We start from the raw sequence: 17,395 nt of genomic DNA on the forward strand, positions 1-17,395 counted from the left end.
GCATTTTCGCATGCGCCGAGTCTGAAACAAGCGCAATAGCGCCCTTCCGGCCCACTGTCGATTGCTTTGTGGCCTGATTTTGGTAGTGAGGGCCAGAGCCTGATATTGCCCGGAGAAGCAGACCATGACGCCAGGAATTCGCCCGCTTGTCGCCGGCAACTGGAAAATGAACGGCACCAGTGCCTCGCTCAATGAGCTCAGGATGATCGGCAACGGGTTCATGAGCGGGCTCGATGCCGAGACCGAATCCCTGGTCTGCGTTCCGGCGACGCTGCTTTCCCATGCCGCCGAGATTCTGTCGCGTACGCCGGTCCATGCCGGCGGCGAGGACTGCCACACCAAGGAAAGCGGCGCCTACACTGGCTGCATATCGGCGGAGATGTTGAAGGACGCTGGCGCGAGCCATGTCATTGTCGGCCATTCCGAATGCCGAGAACAACGCGGCGACGACGACGCGACCGTCCAGGCCAAGGCCACCGCCGCATGGCGCGCCGGGCTGGTGGCAATCGTTTGCATCGGCGAGACGCAGCAGCAGCGCGAAGCGGGCGCGACGCTGGACGTGCTGTCGCGCCAGGTCGCCGGCTCGGTGCCGCCAAGTGCCACGCCATCCAACACCGTCATTGCCTATGAGCCGGTATGGGCGATCGGCACCGGGTTGACGCCGACGGCAGCCGATGTGGCCGAGGCGCATGCGCATATCCGCGAACAGCTGTCGGAAAAACTCGGCGCCATCGCTGCCAAGATGCGCATTCTCTATGGCGGCTCGGTCAAGCCGTCCAACGCAGTGGAACTGCTGGGCGTCAGGAATGTGGATGGCGCGCTGGTCGGCGGCGCCAGCCTGAAAGCGGCTGATTTCCTGGGTATCGCGGAAGCCTATCGCAGCATTGCAGGCTGAGATCCGCGATGCTGGACGGGTCTCATCCCGTCCAAATTCGTTGCAAAGAGTGCGTTGCTTCCCATATTCCGGCCACGGGCTTGGAAATGCCGTGAAAGCATTGTATTGAGCCGCCTCCAATTCACCGGTCGTGTCCGCGGCCGGGCAAGGCCTTGCCAGGATAAACTATGCAAACCGTACTGATCGTCATCCATCTCATGGTCGTGCTCGCCCTTGTCGGCGTGGTGCTGCTGCAACGCTCCGAAGGCGGCGGCCTTGGCATTGGTGGCGGATCGGGCTTCATGACGGCGCGTGGCGCAGCCAACGCACTGACCCGGGCGACGGCGATCCTGGCGGCCGCCTTCTTCGTGACGTCGCTCACCTTGTCGGTCATCGCCCGCTATGGCGAGAAGCCGATCGACATTCTCGACCGCGTTCCCGCGACGTCGGACGGCGCCGGCAAGGGCGTGCTCAACCAATTGCCCGGCACCACCACCCCGGCACCGGCCGGCACCACCACGCCGACGCCGCCGTCAGGCAACGATGCAGCGGCGAAGCCTCCGGCAACAGCTCCGGCCACCGCGCCCGCCACCGGTACGACCCCGCCGGCAAGCAACGGCACGACCAACACCGCGCCGGCGGCCCCCCAGGTTCCGAACAAGTAACCTCCCCATTTCCAAAGCCGCGATCTGTGATCGTTTGAACACAGTCGCGGCAAATGCTGCTCGATCACGAAGATTCGACGGGTAACAGCGCGGTCTCGCGCTTGAGGCACCCGCCCTTATTCGACTATAGATTGCACGCGGCATTTTCGGTGTCCTTGGGGGATGCCGGGCGACGCCGTGGGCAACAAGCATTGAACGATCGGATCTTCGCCATGCAGCTTCGCAGCTTCATTTTCCTGGGACTTTGCGCCGCTTTCGGCCTGAATTCCCCGGCCTTCGCCGGAATGCCGGCAAACATGGCCGCGCAACAGTCGGTTTCGTTAGAAAAAACCGACGCCATCAACGTCGCAGTCAAGAGCGATGCGACGCAGTTGAAGCTTCTCAAGAGGAAGAAAAACCCGACACCGGACGATCTCGCCCAGATCAAGAAGATCGAAGCAAAGATCGTTGCCGACAAGGAAGACGCCAAGGCCAAGGCGCTTGAAGCCAGGAAGCTGGCGATGCGTGAAGCTGCCAAGGCCAAGGCCGAAGCGGACCGGCAGGCGTTCCTGGCCAGCAAGGGCCAGAAAGCACAGGCAACCGAAGTGGCCGACGCCAAGCCGGCCAAGAAGACCATCAAGGTCATCGAGCCGGTTGAACCGATTACGCCAATCCAGTCGGCCGAGCCGATCCCGGCCGAGGCGATGAATGTCGCCTTGACCGGCAACAATGGCGAGCTGCGCAGCGAGGTCGTCGGCCAGAATCAGCCAAGCGGCGGCCTGTTCGCTGGCCTGTTCGGCGGCACGTCCTCATCTTCCTCGATTTCATATCTCCCTGAGACGCGTGCCCTCGACCAGGCTCTTGCCAAGAAGGACGCCAGGAAGCCGTTCAAGGTGAAGCCGGAATTCGTGCCGCAGGACGTGGAGTTCACCGGCTACGATGCCGGCACCATCGTCATCGACACCAGCGCCCGCCGCCTCTATCTCGTCGAATCGTCGACGACGGCCCGCCGCTATGCCATCGCGGTCGGCCGCGAAGGCCTGCAGTTCAAGGGCACGGTCGCGGTCGGCGACAAGCAGGAATGGCCGCGCTGGATCCCGACGCTCGACATGCAAAAGCGCGAGCCCAGTCACTATGGCCGGTTCAAGGACGGCATGCCCGGCGGCGGCCAGAACCCGCTCGGCGCCCGCGCCATCTACCTCTATGACGGCAAGAAGGACACGCATTTGCGTATTCACGGCACCATCGCGCCGCAGTCGATCGGAACCAGCGCCTCCAATGGCTGCTTCCGCATGATGAACGAGCACGTCATGGATCTCTACAGCCGCGTCAGGGTCGGCACCAAAGTCGTCATCATCTGACGTTTCAATCATCCTGCCGAAAGGGCCGGCTCAGCCGGCCCTTTTGTTTTGACTTGCCCTCAGGGGCATAGCGCCTTCTTGGGAAAAAGCCTTCGCGGTGGTTTTTTCTCTGGCGGAATCAATCCGGCCGCGTTAAGCGATGACTCCCATGGCGCGATATGTATTCATCACAGGCGGCGTGGTTTCCTCACTTGGAAAAGGCATTGCCGCAGCGGCCCTTGGGGCTCTCCTGCAGGCGCGAGGCTATCGCGCACGCATCAAAAAGCTCGACCCCTACCTGAATGTCGACCCCGGCACGATGTCGCCGTACCAGCACGGCGAGGTGTTCGTCACCGATGACGGCGCTGAGACCGACCTCGATCTGGGCCATTACGAGCGCTTCACCGGCCGCTCGGCCAATCAACAGGACAACATCACCACCGGCCGCATCTACAAGAACATCATCGAGCGCGAGCGGCGCGGCGACTATCTCGGCGCGACCGTGCAGGTCATTCCGCATGTCACCGACGAGATCAAGAATTTCGTCCTCAACGGCAATGACGACTATGATTTCGTGCTCTGCGAGATCGGCGGCACGGTTGGCGACATCGAGGCGATGCCGTTCCTCGAGGCTATCCGCCAGCTTGGCAATGATCTGCCGCGCAACAATGCCGTCTACGTGCATCTGACCTTGATGCCCTACATCCCGACAGCGGGCGAGCTGAAGACCAAGCCGACCCAGCATTCGGTCAAGGAATTGCGCGGCATCGGCATCGCGCCCGATATCCTGTTGGTGCGCGCCGACCGTGCCATCCCCAAGGAAGAGCGGCGCAAACTGTCGCTGTTCTGCAATGTCCGGGAAAGCGCCGTCATCCAGGCGCTCGACGTGCCGCACATCTATGACGTGCCGATGGCCTACCACAAGGAAGGGCTCGATTCGGAAGTGCTGGCTGCCTTCGGCATCGATCCGGCGCCGAAGCCGCGCATGGAGCCCTGGCAAGCGGTGTCCAACCGCATCCACAATCCCGAAGGCGAGGTGACCATTGCCATCGTCGGCAAATACACCGGCCTCAAGGACGCCTATAAATCGCTGATCGAGGCGCTTTCGCATGGCGGGCTCGCCAACCATGTCAAGGTCAAGCTCGACTGGATCGAATCAGAAATCTTCGAAAAGGAAGATCCAACGCCATGGCTGGAAAAGGTGCATGGCATCCTGGTTCCCGGCGGCTTTGGCGAGCGTGGTTCGGAAGGCAAGATCCTGGCGGCAAAGTTCGCGCGTGAGCGCAAGGTGCCGTATTTCGGCATCTGCTTCGGCATGCAGATGGCTTGCATCGAGGCAGCGCGCTCGCTGGCCGGTGTCGAGCATGCGTCTTCGACCGAGTTCGGCCCAACCCAGGAACCGGTCGTCGGGCTGATGACGGAATGGCTGAAAGGCAACATGCTGGAGAAGCGCCGCGAGACCGGCGATCTCGGCGGCACGATGCGGCTCGGTGCCTATCAGGCCGAGCTCGCCAAGGGCTCCAAGATTGCCGACATCTACGGCGACACCCAGATTTCCGAACGCCATCGCCACCGCTACGAGGTCAATATCGACTACAAGGAGCGGCTCGAGGATTGCGGCCTGGTGTTTGCCGGCATGTCGCCTGACGGCGTGCTGCCGGAAACGATCGAATATCCCGACCACCCTTGGTTCATCGGCGTCCAGTATCATCCCGAGTTGAAGAGCCGGCCGCTCGATCCGCATCCGCTGTTTGCCAGCTTCATCGAGGCGGCGGTGGAACAGTCGCGGCTGGTGTAAGCCGGCCACGCTGCTACCATGCAGACCTATGTCGCGCTGCTCTACAGCATCATCCTTGGCGAAGGGCGCAGGCTGGTCATGGCCGATCTCAGGGCGATGGCTGAGAGCCTCGGACTGAAAAACCCGCGCACGCTGGTCGCAACCGGCAATCTGGTCTTCGAAGCGCGAGCGACCGACGTCGGCAAGCTGGAACAGCGGCTGGAAACAGCCTTCGAAAAGACCTTCGGCCGCCATGTCGTCATCGTCGTGCGCGGCGCCGAAGATTGGCTGAGGCTTGCCGCCGGCAATCCATTCCCAACTGACTCAGCCGCAGCAGGCGATCAGGTGGCGGTGCGGGTGATGCGCGATCCTGCGCTCGCCGATGCTGTCGCTGGGCTCCAGGCCTATGCCGCTGAAGACGAAAAGGTGTTTTCAGTCGACGGCGACATCTGGGTCGTCTTTTCGCGCGAGAGGCCGAGTTCACGGCTGCTCGCGGCGATGAACCACAAGCGTCTCGGCATCGGCACCGCGCGCAACTGGAACACGGTGCGCAAGCTGGCTGACATGGTGGGGAGTAGGGAGTAGGGAAGCAGTCTGAATTCCCTAGCCCCTACTGCCTACTGCCTCATTTTGCCGATTTGCAGGAAAAGCTGAACCTCACCTACATCTTCATCGCTCACGACCTGTCCGTGGTGCGTCAGGTGTCGACCCGCATCGCGGTCATGTATCTCGGCTCGATCGTCGAGGAAGGGCCGGCGGAAGAGGTGTTCGCGGCCCCGGCCCATCCTTACAGCCAGGCGCTGATCTCGGCCGTTCCCGTCGTCGAGACGACGCCCAGCGGTACGCGCAAGCGCATCATCCCCACACGCGACGTGCCGAGCCCACTCAACCCTCCATCCGGCTGCCGTTTTCACCCAAGGTGCCCGATTGCGGTCGAGCGTTGCCGCTCGGAACGGCCGGAGCTGAGGGAATATCGACCAGGCCGCCAAGTGGCCTGCCACTTCCCGACGGTATAGCCGACGCCACCGCCGCATCGATGATCGCAGTCGACCAAAAGATTTCCGAAGATTCTGTTTTCCGCATGGAACCAACCGCCGGACAGCGCGTTCCATGAGGTTCGATCGAGCGCATCGCGATCGACCGGGAGGAAACAATGGACTACCTGCATTTCTTTTCGCCCGTGCGGATCTCGCGCGGGCAGGGGCATCCTGTAGAAGAAGTGGATAGTGTCGCCGAGGCGATGGTTTTCTTGCGTAAATGGCCGACGGGACGACGTGGCCCCGTGTTTCAATGTGCGCTGAACTGCTGCTCGGCGGCCTTGTCGGGTCAGATGTCGGCCGAAGAAGCCAGGAAAGCGTTCACGGGCTTTGCCCGGATCACGCGGCTTCTGGACGATGATATGGCGCTGCCTGTCGCCGGCGATACCATGGCGGCCGTATACGCGCTGCGGCGGTAGCCGGGCCGGTTTGCTGGACGTTATTGCTGAACGTTACGGGCTGCGTCCGCAACGGCGCAAGCGGTTTTATCTGTCTGCTCAAGCGACGGAATAGCGGTCGATAACCCAAAGCCACGAGCCATCGCTTTGCCGTCGGGCAACTTCGCTGGTTATGTCGCCATCGGGAAGACGGGTGGAGGTGAGCGCCAGGTCGCCGCAAATGAGCGCTGGCCGCTGTTCTCCCATGGCAAACTTCCGGCCTGACGCGACGATCTCGGCATAGTAGCCGCGAATGGCGTCGCGGCCGCGTAGAAAACGTCCGCCGCCACAGTCGATCACCGCATCAGGTTCGAACAAAGCGGTCATGCCATCGACATCGCCAGCATGCTGCAGCGAAATCAGCAGCGGCTCCAGTTGCTGCGGATCGAAGACAGGTTTTCTTGCGGTTGAATCGCTCATGCCGGCCTTCGCTTCTGCTTCGACCAGATCCTACCGCAGAATGCTCTTTTGTATTCGGGACAGCTCACGGAATGTTCTGGATCAGCGGGCGGGACGCTCATTCACGCAGGCAGCGAAATGCCGGAAAGCTCGGCGCAGATTTCAAGCAGACGATCCTGAAGCGCCTTGTCGTCGGCCTGACGGTTGGCGGCCAGCGGACGTAGGTGATAAAAATAGCGGCCGGTCGTTTTGGCATGCGGCTGGTCGCTGGCCGCCAGCCAGGCCTGCGTAACGTGCGCCTGCTTCATGTCGTCGGGCGCCCCGGGGCCACCCATTTTTGTCGGCACCCAGCCGGGTTCGAGCGCGTTCGACAACACGTCATGCCAGCGACGGGCCACCGCGAATGCCAGCATCGCGTCGTGCAGCTTGCTTTCGGCATAGGCGGTCGAACCATTCCAGCGGCGCTTGCGCCAGAGGATGTCGTCGAGATTGGCATCGGCGTGATGGTGCATGCCTGAACTGAGGTAGACGAGACGCTTCGGACGCATGATCAAAGCGGTCAGGATATAGGCCGACAATGTGTTGATGGCGAAGACGTGTGGCAAGCCGTCGGCCGTCAGGCGATGGGCTTCGCGATAGCCAACGGCGGCATTGTGAATGACCGCATCGAAGCGGCCGAGTTCATTGACGCGCGCGGCAAGTTGCCTGGCTCCGGCAACTGTCTCGAGGTCGCCTTCCACGATCGCTTCGGCTTGGGGCAACCCCTGACGGGCGTCACTGGCACGGGCTGCGTTGCGGGCATGAAGGACGACCTGGTGGCCCTGGCTTATGAGCAGTTCGCCCGCCATCAGGCCAAGGCCGGCGGACGAGCCGGAAATGAAGATACGCGACATTGCAATTCTCCTTGAAACTGGCCGCGTCGGCGCGCGGCGATAGGTCGACAATCAATCTTCGTGGCTGCCTGCTGTGGAGACCAACGCCACGCCAAGCAACGCGCTGGCCGCACCAAGCAGGTAGACGGCGGCATACCCGAACTGGCCGGCTACGAAGCCCGCGACAGGTCCTGCGAGCCCATAGGCGATATCGAGGAAAGCGACAAAGGCACCCATGGCACTGCCCCTGTTCGCCGGCAGGACACGCTTCAAGGCTTCGACACCAAGGGCAGGAAAGATCAGCGCGCAGCCCAGCCCGGTGACCAGGGCGCCGGCCAGCGCGACGCTCTCATGCGGGGCACTCCAGATCATCACCTGTCCGATCGCCTCTATGACCATCGACCACAGGGCGACGCGATAGCCGCCGATCCTGTCGGGCAGATGTCCAAACAAGACCCGCATGAGAATGAAACCGATGCCGAAGGCGGTCATCACCAGGCCAGCATGGCCCCAGCCATGCGCGGCGAAATACAGCGAGGCAAAGGCGGTGAGGCCGGAAAGGCCGACACCTTGCAGCATCAGGCCAAGGCCTTCGCGCCAGATCTGGCCGACAACGCGGTAGAAGGGCAGCCGCTGGCCGCCGGGTGTCATGTAAGACGTCGAGCCAAAGGCGATAGCGGCGGCGATGAGCGGTGCCACGATGCAGGCCACCATGGCGGCGTCCAGGCCGTAGGCCTGATAGAGTGCCATGCCGACCGGCGCGCCGACGGCGAGGGCCGAGAACATCGCAATACCGGTCCAGGACATCGACATGCCAGCGCGCTGCGGGCCGACCGAGGCGATCGACCACGAGACGCAGCCCGTGACGAACTGGCTCTCGCCAAACCCGGCCGTCAGGCGGCCGACAACCACAATGGCAAGGCTGGTTGCGGGGGACAGGCCAGGCAGCGCCGAGACGAAATAGAGGAGCCCGGCACATGCACAGACGATCGCACCCTGAATTGCCGCGCGCTTGCCGCCTTGCTGGTCCGTGACACGCCCGGCATAGCCGCGCGTCAGCACCGTAGCCAGGAACTGGATGCCGATGACCAGCCCGACGATCAGGCTGCTGAAACCGAGTTTGTCATGGACAAACAGCGGCAGCACCGGCAGCGGCAGGCCGACGCAGAGATAGCCGCAGAACAGCGCCGCGATGATGCCGGGCGCGGGACGGGAAAGATGAGCCGGCGCGGCATTCGACCGGTTAACCGCAGCGAGTGCTGACATGACAGCCTCCATGGATGGTTGGGGACGGCAGGCCGCCGCTTGTGGGCGACCCGCCGGATGAGGCGGATTATTGCGCGACGGCACCGAAGAGGCTGGTGCGATAACCGCTGGTTTCGAGCAGGTAGTCGCGTGACGCGGTTGCCTCGGATGCCAGCCTGGCGAGATCGACGTCGACCAGCTTGCCGGCACGTTTGCGGATATTGCCGGCGACCATGACGGTGTCGACGTCGGAGCGTTCGACCGCCTGGACGATGGTGCCGATGGCGTTGGAGAGCGGGAACACGGCGACACCGTCGGTGCGCACCATGATGATGTCGGCCTGCTTGCCCGGCGTCAGCGTGCCGATGGCGGCTTCAAGGCCGGCGGCAAGGGCGCCATTGATGGTGGCGGCTTGCAGTACCGCTTCGACGGAGATCGGTCCGGGCACGTTGGTTTCGCCCCGGAAGCGACGATAGCGCATCGCTGAACGCTGCTGCCCGAACAGTGCGTGCATTTCGCCGAACAGGTCGCTGCCGAAGGCCGTGTCGAGGTCGATGCCAAGCGCCGGCGCCAGACCATGGTCGATGGCCTGCTGATAGGCGAAGCGGTCGTCATCGAAGCCGAACAGCGCGTCGGAACGCGGATTGACGGTCACGTTGACCCCGGCTTCGGCAAAGCGCTTCCAGGTGTCCTCGGGCAGGCGTGTGCAATGATTGAAGATGTTGTGCCGACCCAACAAGCCTTTTTCGGTGATGTCCTCAGGCAGTTTCGCCAGATCGCCGATAAACTCGGTCAGTATCCGCATGTCGAGGTCGCGCGCGACCTTCCACCAGTCGAGATTGAACTGGCCAAACAGTCCGACCTGCACGAGGCCGCCTGCATTCCAGTTGCGGGCGAGGCGTTCGAGATCGCCAGGCAGATGCGCGCTGGATGCCTTCTTGTCCATGGCGGCGCCGACCATGTGCAGGGCGCGGATGCCGGACCCCTTCAGTGCGTCGAGCGCCGCATCGGTGTGCTCGGGGCTGCGCGAACTGTGGCAAGCGTCGATGATCGTGGTTATGCCGGCATCGAGCGAGGCCGCGGCCGTCAGGCTGGTGCTGACATACATGTCGTGCGGGCGGTAATGCGCACCGAGCGTTTCGGCGACGACGCCGATATAAGCGAAGAGATCGTCGACGTCAGGCATCAGACGCCGCATCACGCCGAGCCACATGTGATGATGCGCATCGACCAGCCCTGGCATCACGATGCTCGAAGAGGCGTCGATGACCTCCGCTCCATCCGCCTGGATGTTTGCGCCGACCGAGACGATGCGGTCATTCTCGACAAGAACGTCGCCGGCCGCGAGATTGGGGACGGCGGCATCCATTGTTATGACGGTACCGCCCTTGAATAGCGTGCGGGGATTCTTCTGGGTGCTCATGGTCTGTTCCTTTCCAGATGCGTGCTGTTGCATGGCCAGCCTTATCGCTCCTGGACGAACTTGAATTAAGTGCTGATATGTCCGATACTTCCTGACTGAAAATCAGGAATGACTAATGGCGTTCGACGGCAGGATCTTGTCCGGGGTAAGCGTGCTGGCGGCGGTGGTCGAAGGCGGCACTTTCGTCAAAGCCGCCGCGCTGATCGGAGTTACCGATTCAGGCGTCAGCCGGGCCATTGGACGGCTTGAGGCGCGTCTGGGGGTGAGGCTGTTCGATCGCACCACGCGCTCCCTGTCGCTGACCGACGAGGGCCGGCGTTTCTACGAGGAAGTCAAACCTCATCTGAACGCGATCGAGGATGCGGCGGTTGTCGCCTCCGGTACGGCATCAGCTGTGCGCGGCCGTCTGAAGGTGGACATCGACCCCTTCTTCCTGCCGCTGGTTCTGGCAGGCCGGCTCGGCGCCTTCTGCGATCGCTATCCCGAGCTGAAGATCGAGTTCGTGTCGAAAGAGCAGTTCGGGGATCTAGTGTCGGATGGCATCGACCTTGCAATTCGTTTTGGGCAGCCGCGCTTCTCGACCCTGGTGGCGCGAAAGTTGATCGAGGCGCCGATCCTGACGGTCGCTTCCCCGCGCTACATCGAGCGCCATGGACGGCCCCGCGACCCCACGGATCTCTCAGCGCATCGATGCCTGCAATTCCTGGACCCGCACAGCGGCACGCCATTCGACTGGGCATTCGTGCGCGGCAAGGAAACGATCGAGGTTGCGACCAGCGGACCGCTGACCTTCACCGACCCAAAATCGATGCTGGAGGAATGCATCGCCGGAACGGGTGTCACCCAGGTCATCAGCTGGGGCGTTGGGGAATTGTTGGCGGATGGGGTGCTGATCGATCTCTTTCCGGACTGGCATGGCGAGCTCTTCCCGCTGTTTGCCTTTCACCCGTCGCGCAAGCATCCGCCCGCCAAGGTGCGCGCCTTCGTCGATTTCTGCGTCGAGGTGTGTCGGGAGCTTTGACCAAAGCGTTGGAAATATTTATACTATTTCCGCGCGGAATATCTTTAAACCTGTTGGCGCGATCCCTACGTCATCTTGCGTTATGTCTATCAAGGCAAAACCGATGTGACATCGCTCACGGCCACGCCACCCCTCACTGGGGACTCGGGACGCGCGGTCATTTTCCCATACGATGAGCAGCCCAAACGTTCGACACGCGCTTGAGTGCGTCGAGCGCGTCGCTGCGCAATCCCCCGCCTGATCAATCAACACCAACCGGGTCGCCGTCGGGTGAACGAACCCGCGCGCCCATAGGAGAGAAGAAATGGACGCCCTACAATATCTCGAGCCGATGAAATGGCCGGCGATCGAGATAGCCGTGCCGCTCATCGTGCTGGCAATCTTGTTCTGGCGGAGCGGCGTGGTCCGCTACATCCCCAACGACAGGCTCGGCATCCTGGAAAAACTATGGAGTTTTCGCGGCTCCGTCAGCAATGGCTTCATCGCGCTCAACCGAGAGGCAGGCTACCAGCCGGAAGTCGTGCGCGGCGGCCTGCATTTCTTCATGCCGTTCCAATATTCGATGCATCGCGCCAACCTTGTCACCATCCCGCAGGGCCAGATCGGCTATGTTTTTGCCCGTGATGGCAAGCCGCTGCCTCCGACGCAAACACTTGCTTGCAACACCGAGGCCGATGATTTCCAGGATGTGCGCGGCTTTCTCGAAAAAGGCGGACAGAAAGGACCCCAACGCAAGATCTTGCGTGAGGGCACCTATGCCATCAATCTCGCACAATTCATCGTGCTGACCGCCCAGTCGATCTATGCCGTTAATCTGAGCGCGTCGGAACAAAACCTTTTTGCCAATATGTCCAGCATGATCTCGGAGCGGGGCGGCTTTGAGCCGGTCGTCATCCATAATGCCGAGGACATGATCGGTATCGTCACCATCCATGACGGTCCGGCCTTGCCGGACGGCGAAATCATCGCACCGACTGTCGCCAACGACCCGAACGACCCCAACTTCCACAACAATTTTCAGGACCCGGAGAAGTTTCTCAATGCCGGTGGCTACCGTGGCCGGCAGCTGCAGGTGCTGGCCGACGGCAGCTACTTCCTCAATCGCATTTTCGCGACCGTCGAACTGGTCGAGAAGACGATCATTGACGTTGGCACCGTGGGTGTCGTCGTCTCCTATAATGGCCGCCACGGCACGGATATTTCGGGGCAGGCATACCGTCACGGCGAGCTGGTCGAAATCGGCGCGCGTGGTGTCTGGTCGACGCCGCTGCTGCCAGGCAAGTATGCGTTCAATACCTATGCCGGCAAGATCATCACCGTGCCGACCACCAACTTCGTGCTCAAATGGACGAAGGAGCAGTTTGGCGAACATAGGCTGGACGAGAACCTGTCTGAAGTGTCGTTGATCACCAAGGATGCGTTCGAGCCGGTGCTGCCGCTCTCCGTCGTCGTGCATATCGACTATATGAAGGCGCCGCTCGTGGTGCAGCGTTTCGGTGACATCAAGCGGCTGGTCGAACAAACGCTCGATCCGATGGTCTCTGCCTACTTCAAGAATATCGCCCAGACAAAGACGCTGATCCAGCTTTTGCAGGAGCGTAGCGATATCCAGCGCAAATCGGGCGAGGAGATGCGCGAAAAATTCAACTCCTACAGCCTCGAGCTGCAGGAAGTGTTGATTGGTACGCCCCGTGCTGGCAATGGCCAGAACAGTATAGAGCAGATCCTGATCCAGCTGCGCGAGCGCCAGATCGCGGTCGAAAAGGTCGAGACCTATAAATTGCAAGAGAAGGCGGCCATCCAGGAACGCACGTTGCGTGAGAAGGAGGCTCTCGCCGAACAGCAAGCCAAGATCACGACGTCGGCACTGACCATCGAGATCAGTGAGAACGAGGGCAAGGCGCAACTCGCCCGCACCCGCCAACAGGCGGAAACCATTCAGGTCACGGCCAAGGCAGAGGCCGAGAAGGTGCGCCTCGGCGGCCAGGGCGAGGCCGACATGATCAAAGCCATCGCGCTTGCCGATGCCGAACGCATCAAGGCGACTGGTTTTGCGGATGCCGAGAGGGCGCGCCGTCGGTCTGGCGGAGGCCGAGGCCACCGAAAAGAAGGTCGCGGCCTTCGGCGGCCCGGACTATCAGCTCAACTCGCAGGTTCTCATGCGCTTCGCCGAGGCGATCGAGAATGGCAGGTTACCGCTCGTGCCGCAGATCCAGATCGGCGCTACCGGTGGCGAGAAGGGGGCTGCCAATGGTCTTGTCGAGATGATGCTTTCGATGCTCGTTGCCGACCGGGTTGGGCGGCAGAACCTATCGGATGTGATCCCGGAACCCGTTGAGGAGGAATGATTTGAAATGGGCCGGGTGTACCGGCCCATTTTGCGCTCTGCCGAAACGAGGGCTGCGGCCTTGGAGCGGCGAGGCGGGCGACCTTGATCTCCAGGCCATGTTGTCGATGATAGTCGAAGAACAGCGTTTCGGCGCAGCGTTTCCCTTCATCGTAGCATGAGCGTGGGCCAATCGAATTCACGTTTCCCCGGTAGCTCTCAGGCTGAGGATGAACAGACGCGTCCCCAATAAACTTCGCTTGTGGAGGCCTGAAAGACCTTGCATTTCAGCCGCTTGGCAAGTCCCAGAATATTAATTGCGCCATGGACCGCCGTCTTGATCGTCTGAACCGTATCGTACTGGTAGTGCACAGGCGACGCCGGACACGCAAGATTGTAAATCTCATCGACTTCGACATAGAGCGGAAAGTCATATCATGTCGCATGAAGTCGAGACGGGATGCGCGGCCAGATGTTCGATGTTGCGCTTGGATCCCGTGAATAGGTTGTCGACACACAAGACCTCGTCGCCCGCTTCCAGCAAGCGGTCAATGAGATGCGAGCCGATAAACCCTGCGCCTCCGGCCACGAGAATGCGCCTGCGGCTATCGTAAAGTCTGGCCAATTTCTGTTCCTTTGGAGATGCGGATCGACCAGACATTAGTCGACTAAGCCTTAGAAAAGGCCTGTCTTAAAACTGGTCGATGCGCAAGCAGCAGAGCAAGGAAATTGGCGAGATCTGAGGTTGGATCGATGCGTGTTCGGCGTTCATGCCGAGAAGCTTTGTGCCTCAGCCACTCTCGCCGGTGAAAGAAAGGCCGATCTGATTGATCTCGCCATTGTTTTCGCGCCGCACACCGTGCAAAATCCTTAAGCTTTGACTGATATAGAGAATTTGCGAAACCTAGACCTGCGGACGAATGAGCCCGGCAACGCGCGCGAAATCCGCGCAGACGCTAAGAAATTCATACCGGAAACGACGAACTTCCAGATCAGAAGGGTCTTGCGCAGTGACTTTTGCTCATGGCCGCCAGTCCGATCCCACTCTGCCGTGCGCGGGCGGACGAGTAGGCTACTCAGAGGCCTGCAATTGATATGTGGGGAAAAGCTTTGGTTAGCAGATCGGACCGTCTATCCGCATCATCACTGGCCAGTCATGTCCTCATTGTCGATGATCATGGCTTGTTTCGTTCCGGCCTGAGATTGATCCTCGAAAGTCATTTCGCAGGATTTTCCGTGACAGAAGCCGAAACGCTTAATGAAGCGTTGGCGATTGGCTTTAGCGATCCCGACCTGATCCTTCTCGATGTCATTTTGAATGAAGCAAACGGCCTGGATTCTTTTCAGGAGCTCCGAGCCAGGTGGCCACTCAGTCCGGTTATCGTCGTTTCGGCGGATGACCGGCCTGAGACAAAAGACAGGGCGCTGGCCCTCGGTGCTGCTGGCTACGTGAGCAAATCCAGCGGCGGACGCATCCTGTTGGACGTCGTCGCCGACGTATTGGGTGTATCTGCAGAACCTGCCAATACCGGCTTGTCAGCAAAACAACCCTTGTCCGCCAGGCAACTGCAAGTGCTGAACCTCATGCGTCAAGGTTTGTCCAACAAGCGCATCGCCAAGCAGGTCAATCTCTCTGAATTCACCGTGCGCGGCCATGTACAGTCGATTTTCAAGATCCTGGGCGTGAACAGCAGGTCTGCAGCCGTGTTCAATGCGCAGAGGACAGGCCTGATCAGGTGACCGCGGATTCGGCTGACGACCTTTATGTGCGCACTCGTATCGAGCAGATCAAACTGATCTACGATCTTGTTGGGTTGACCGTCGTTCCAGCTATCAGCGTCGCGGTCATCTTGTTCTTCGCACTTCGCAAGCCGGATATGGAAATTGCCCTGAGCTTTTGGTTGGCGGGTGTCGTGGCCTGCAAGCTTTTTCAAATGTTCGATGCAGGCAGGCAGCGCACAAAAGTCTTCGAGCATTCAGGGCTCAACTACGAGGTGGCAAGGCTGATGCTCATCCATGGGCTCGACGCGCTAGCGTGGACCTTGCTGTCATGGATTTCGCTAAACTCCGCCACGCCGACGCAAGCCATCCTGATCGTGGCGGTTTTGACGGGCATCGTGGGTGGCGCGGTGCCGCTCATGTCGCCGGTACTGCCAGTTTTTGTGACTTATGCCCTTGTCGATTTAAGTGTGCTCGTTCCGCGATTCCTGACAATGCACGATCGTTCCTTCGCGGCGCTGGCACTGTGCGCGTTGCCGTATTTGCTGGCTATGACTTTGCTGGCGCGCAACAGCAGCATAGCCACGATGCAATCCATTCGTCTGAGGTTTGAAAACCTCGAACTGACGCGCAACCTGCGCATCGAGGCTGAAAAATCGAAGACTGCCTATTCCGAAGTCCTTGAAGCAAACATCGCAAAATCGCGCTTCATTGCCGCGGCGAGCCACGATTTGCGTCAACCGATTCATGCACTCGGGCTGTTTCTGGAAGTTTTAAACCTTCGCAATCCACGGTCCGATCAGAAACAGGCCATTGACGATGCCCGCTCGGCAGCCAAGGCGACCTCCGAGATGCTGGACACGCTGCTGGATTTTTCGCGCCTCGAGGCGGGCGTGGTCAAGCCGCGGATCAAGGCGTTCGCCGTTCAGGACATTTTCGGCGGCATTGAAACCGAACTCGCGCCGCGAGCCGATGAAAAACATCTATCCTACCGGACGAGAGACACCGAATTGGTCGGCTATTCGGACCCAGCCATTGTCGAACTGATCCTGCGAAACCTTATATCCAATGCCATTCGATACACGAACGATGGCGGGGTGCTTGTCGCATGCCGCAAGCGAAATCACGATTTGGCGATCGAAGTTTGGGACACTGGCATTGGGATAGACCAGAAGGATCATTCGGACATTTTCAAGGAGTTCTATCAGGTCGGAAATCCAGAGCGTGATCGCCGCAAGGGCCTCGGCCTCGGTCTTTCCATCGCGGGGCGCTTGGCCGAGTCTATCAACGCCAGCTTGACCATGAACTCCGTCTTGGGACGAGGCAGCATGTTTAGGCTGATCATTCCCAAAGTCGATTCTACCCCGCCAGCGGAAGATGGTGCCAACGTCGTGGAAGTCGTTGTGAATTCGGGAAGCCAAGTGCTGGTGGTCGATGATGACGAGTCGGTGAGGCGAGGGATGTCAATTCTGCTTGAACAGTGGGGGCTCGTCTGCACGGCAGTTGGCTCGGTCGAAGAGGCAAAATCCTATTGTGCCAGCAAAAAGCCCGATCTCATCATCAGCGATCTGCGTTTGCGCGATCCCGTCAACGGTATCGCGGCTATCAAACAAATTCGGGATAACATTAGCGAGGAAGTGCCCGCTCTGATTATCACAGGCGAGACGGCGCCAGGACCTTTGCTGGAAGCACAGGCCAGCGGCCTGCCGGTCTTGCACAAACCCGTTTCGGGCGAGCGCCTGGCTCTGGCAATTGCTCATGCCATGAAAAGTGGCGATCTCCCGGATCGCCCCAAGGCAAGCACCTGCCAGGTCTGAAATGGGCAGTGTCGGCCCATTTATAGTGTCGGATATTGCGACCGCGCAGTGCGAATTGGCCATGGAAACAGTCAATTTTGAGGGGTATCTTTCAGATTGCCTTTCCTGCTTTAACCTTACGTCAAGGAACGGACCCTGCCGGCTTGGGGCAAGCCAGGGTCACGTTTGTACGGGGGATCTCCGGCGAAATCCGGTGAGTTGGCGGGCGTGGATATGGGTGCTTTCGTGTCTTGCGTGCTTGTTGCGCTGCAATTCTGGCGCCGACAGCTGATCCTGCTATGTGTGCCTGCTCTCCTTGCGCTGCCGCTAATTTTCATTGCCGGACCGCGCGACGAGGCGCGAGCCGCGTGTTCGGATGCGGGAACCACCACGACCTGCGTCACAGATATCCCGGCGTCCATCTCCCGAACGACGCCCGCAATCAACGATATCGAGGTGCACAACGTCACCAACGGAACGACGTT

At 60.5% G+C, this 17,395-nt stretch carries 13 protein-coding genes and 3 pseudogenes; 11 read left to right on the forward strand and 5 right to left on the reverse strand.

Annotated elements, in window-relative coordinates; all coding sequences use genetic code 11:
- Window positions 1-124 precede the first annotated feature (124 nt).
- From tpiA to EB235_RS21645, 7 genes and pseudogenes are all read left to right on the forward strand, one after another.
- On the forward strand, window positions 125-895 hold the full coding sequence (tpiA, locus tag EB235_RS21615) for a triose-phosphate isomerase (protein WP_027029011.1): 771 nt from the start codon (window positions 125-127) through the stop codon (window positions 893-895).
- Window positions 896-1,062: 167 nt separating this feature from the next.
- Complete coding sequence (gene secG / locus EB235_RS21620; RefSeq protein ID WP_027029010.1) at window positions 1,063-1,539, forward strand: preprotein translocase subunit SecG; 477 nt, start codon at window positions 1,063-1,065, stop codon at window positions 1,537-1,539.
- A gap of 212 nt (window positions 1,540-1,751) precedes the next feature.
- Window positions 1,752-2,879, forward strand: coding sequence for a L,D-transpeptidase (locus EB235_RS21625; RefSeq protein WP_027029009.1), 1,128 nt, complete (start codon window positions 1,752-1,754; stop codon window positions 2,877-2,879).
- Window positions 2,880-3,018: 139 nt separating this feature from the next.
- Window positions 3,019-4,656: a CTP synthase gene (locus tag EB235_RS21630; protein ID WP_080680716.1), complete on the forward strand. Its 1,638-nt coding sequence runs from the start codon at window positions 3,019-3,021 to the stop codon at window positions 4,654-4,656.
- An 18-nt stretch (window positions 4,657-4,674) separates the two neighbouring features.
- A complete protein-coding gene (locus EB235_RS21635; protein ID WP_027029007.1) occupies window positions 4,675-5,220 on the forward strand; it encodes a DUF1697 domain-containing protein in 546 nt (181 codons plus the stop codon).
- Window positions 5,221-5,267: 47 nt separating this feature from the next.
- A pseudogene (locus tag EB235_RS21640) lies at window positions 5,268-5,651 on the forward strand (oligopeptide/dipeptide ABC transporter ATP-binding protein); the annotation flags it as partial.
- Between the two features lie 137 nt (window positions 5,652-5,788).
- Window positions 5,789-6,091, forward strand: coding sequence for a DUF982 domain-containing protein (locus EB235_RS21645; protein ID WP_027029005.1), 303 nt, complete (start codon window positions 5,789-5,791; stop codon window positions 6,089-6,091).
- A 78-nt stretch (window positions 6,092-6,169) separates the two neighbouring features.
- On the opposite strand, the gene EB235_RS21650 is transcribed toward EB235_RS21645, so the two are convergent.
- The 4 genes from EB235_RS21650 to EB235_RS21665 form a co-directional block, all read right to left on the reverse strand.
- Window positions 6,170-6,529, reverse strand: coding sequence for a YybH family protein (locus tag EB235_RS21650; protein ID WP_027029004.1), 360 nt, complete (start codon window positions 6,527-6,529; stop codon window positions 6,170-6,172).
- 101 nt (window positions 6,530-6,630) lie between these two features.
- Window positions 6,631-7,401, reverse strand: a complete 771-nt coding sequence (locus tag EB235_RS21655; RefSeq protein ID WP_027029003.1) for an SDR family NAD(P)-dependent oxidoreductase — start codon at window positions 7,399-7,401, stop codon at window positions 6,631-6,633.
- 51 nt (window positions 7,402-7,452) lie between these two features.
- Window positions 7,453-8,646 (reverse strand): arabinose transporter, encoded by a 1,194-nt coding sequence (locus EB235_RS21660; RefSeq protein ID WP_027029002.1) that lies wholly within the window; start codon window positions 8,644-8,646, stop codon window positions 7,453-7,455.
- A gap of 67 nt (window positions 8,647-8,713) precedes the next feature.
- Window positions 8,714-10,048, reverse strand: coding sequence for an amidohydrolase family protein (locus EB235_RS21665; protein WP_027029001.1), 1,335 nt, complete (start codon window positions 10,046-10,048; stop codon window positions 8,714-8,716).
- A gap of 115 nt (window positions 10,049-10,163) precedes the next feature.
- Here EB235_RS21665 and EB235_RS21670 point away from each other — a divergent pair, with 115 nt between their 5' ends.
- Together EB235_RS21670 and EB235_RS21675 are read left to right on the forward strand one after the other, a co-directional pair.
- On the forward strand, window positions 10,164-11,069 hold the full coding sequence (locus EB235_RS21670; protein WP_027029000.1) for a LysR family transcriptional regulator: 906 nt from the start codon (window positions 10,164-10,166) through the stop codon (window positions 11,067-11,069).
- 304 nt (window positions 11,070-11,373) lie between these two features.
- Window positions 11,374-13,417 (forward strand): annotated as a pseudogene (locus EB235_RS21675) (SPFH domain-containing protein).
- A 70-nt stretch (window positions 13,418-13,487) separates the two neighbouring features.
- On the opposite strand, the pseudogene EB235_RS21680 reads toward EB235_RS21675, so the two are convergent.
- Window positions 13,488-14,056, reverse strand: a pseudogene (locus tag EB235_RS21680) (GDP-mannose 4,6-dehydratase); the annotation flags it as partial.
- A gap of 434 nt (window positions 14,057-14,490) precedes the next feature.
- On the opposite strand from EB235_RS21680, the gene EB235_RS21685 reads away from it, so the two are divergent.
- Entirely contained in the window at window positions 14,491-15,135 is a 645-nt protein-coding gene (locus tag EB235_RS21685; RefSeq protein ID WP_080680714.1) for a response regulator transcription factor, read from the forward strand.
- On the forward strand, window positions 15,132-16,931 hold the full coding sequence (locus tag EB235_RS21690) for an ATP-binding response regulator (protein WP_051429573.1): 1,800 nt from the start codon (window positions 15,132-15,134) through the stop codon (window positions 16,929-16,931). The genes EB235_RS21685 and EB235_RS21690 overlap by 4 nt, the downstream gene beginning before the upstream one ends.
- Window positions 16,932-17,395 lie beyond the last annotated feature (464 nt).

Origin of the sequence: Mesorhizobium loti R88b, assembly GCF_013170845.1 — a bacterium.
In the GTDB taxonomy this organism is placed as follows: domain Bacteria; phylum Pseudomonadota; class Alphaproteobacteria; order Rhizobiales; family Rhizobiaceae; genus Mesorhizobium; species Mesorhizobium loti_B.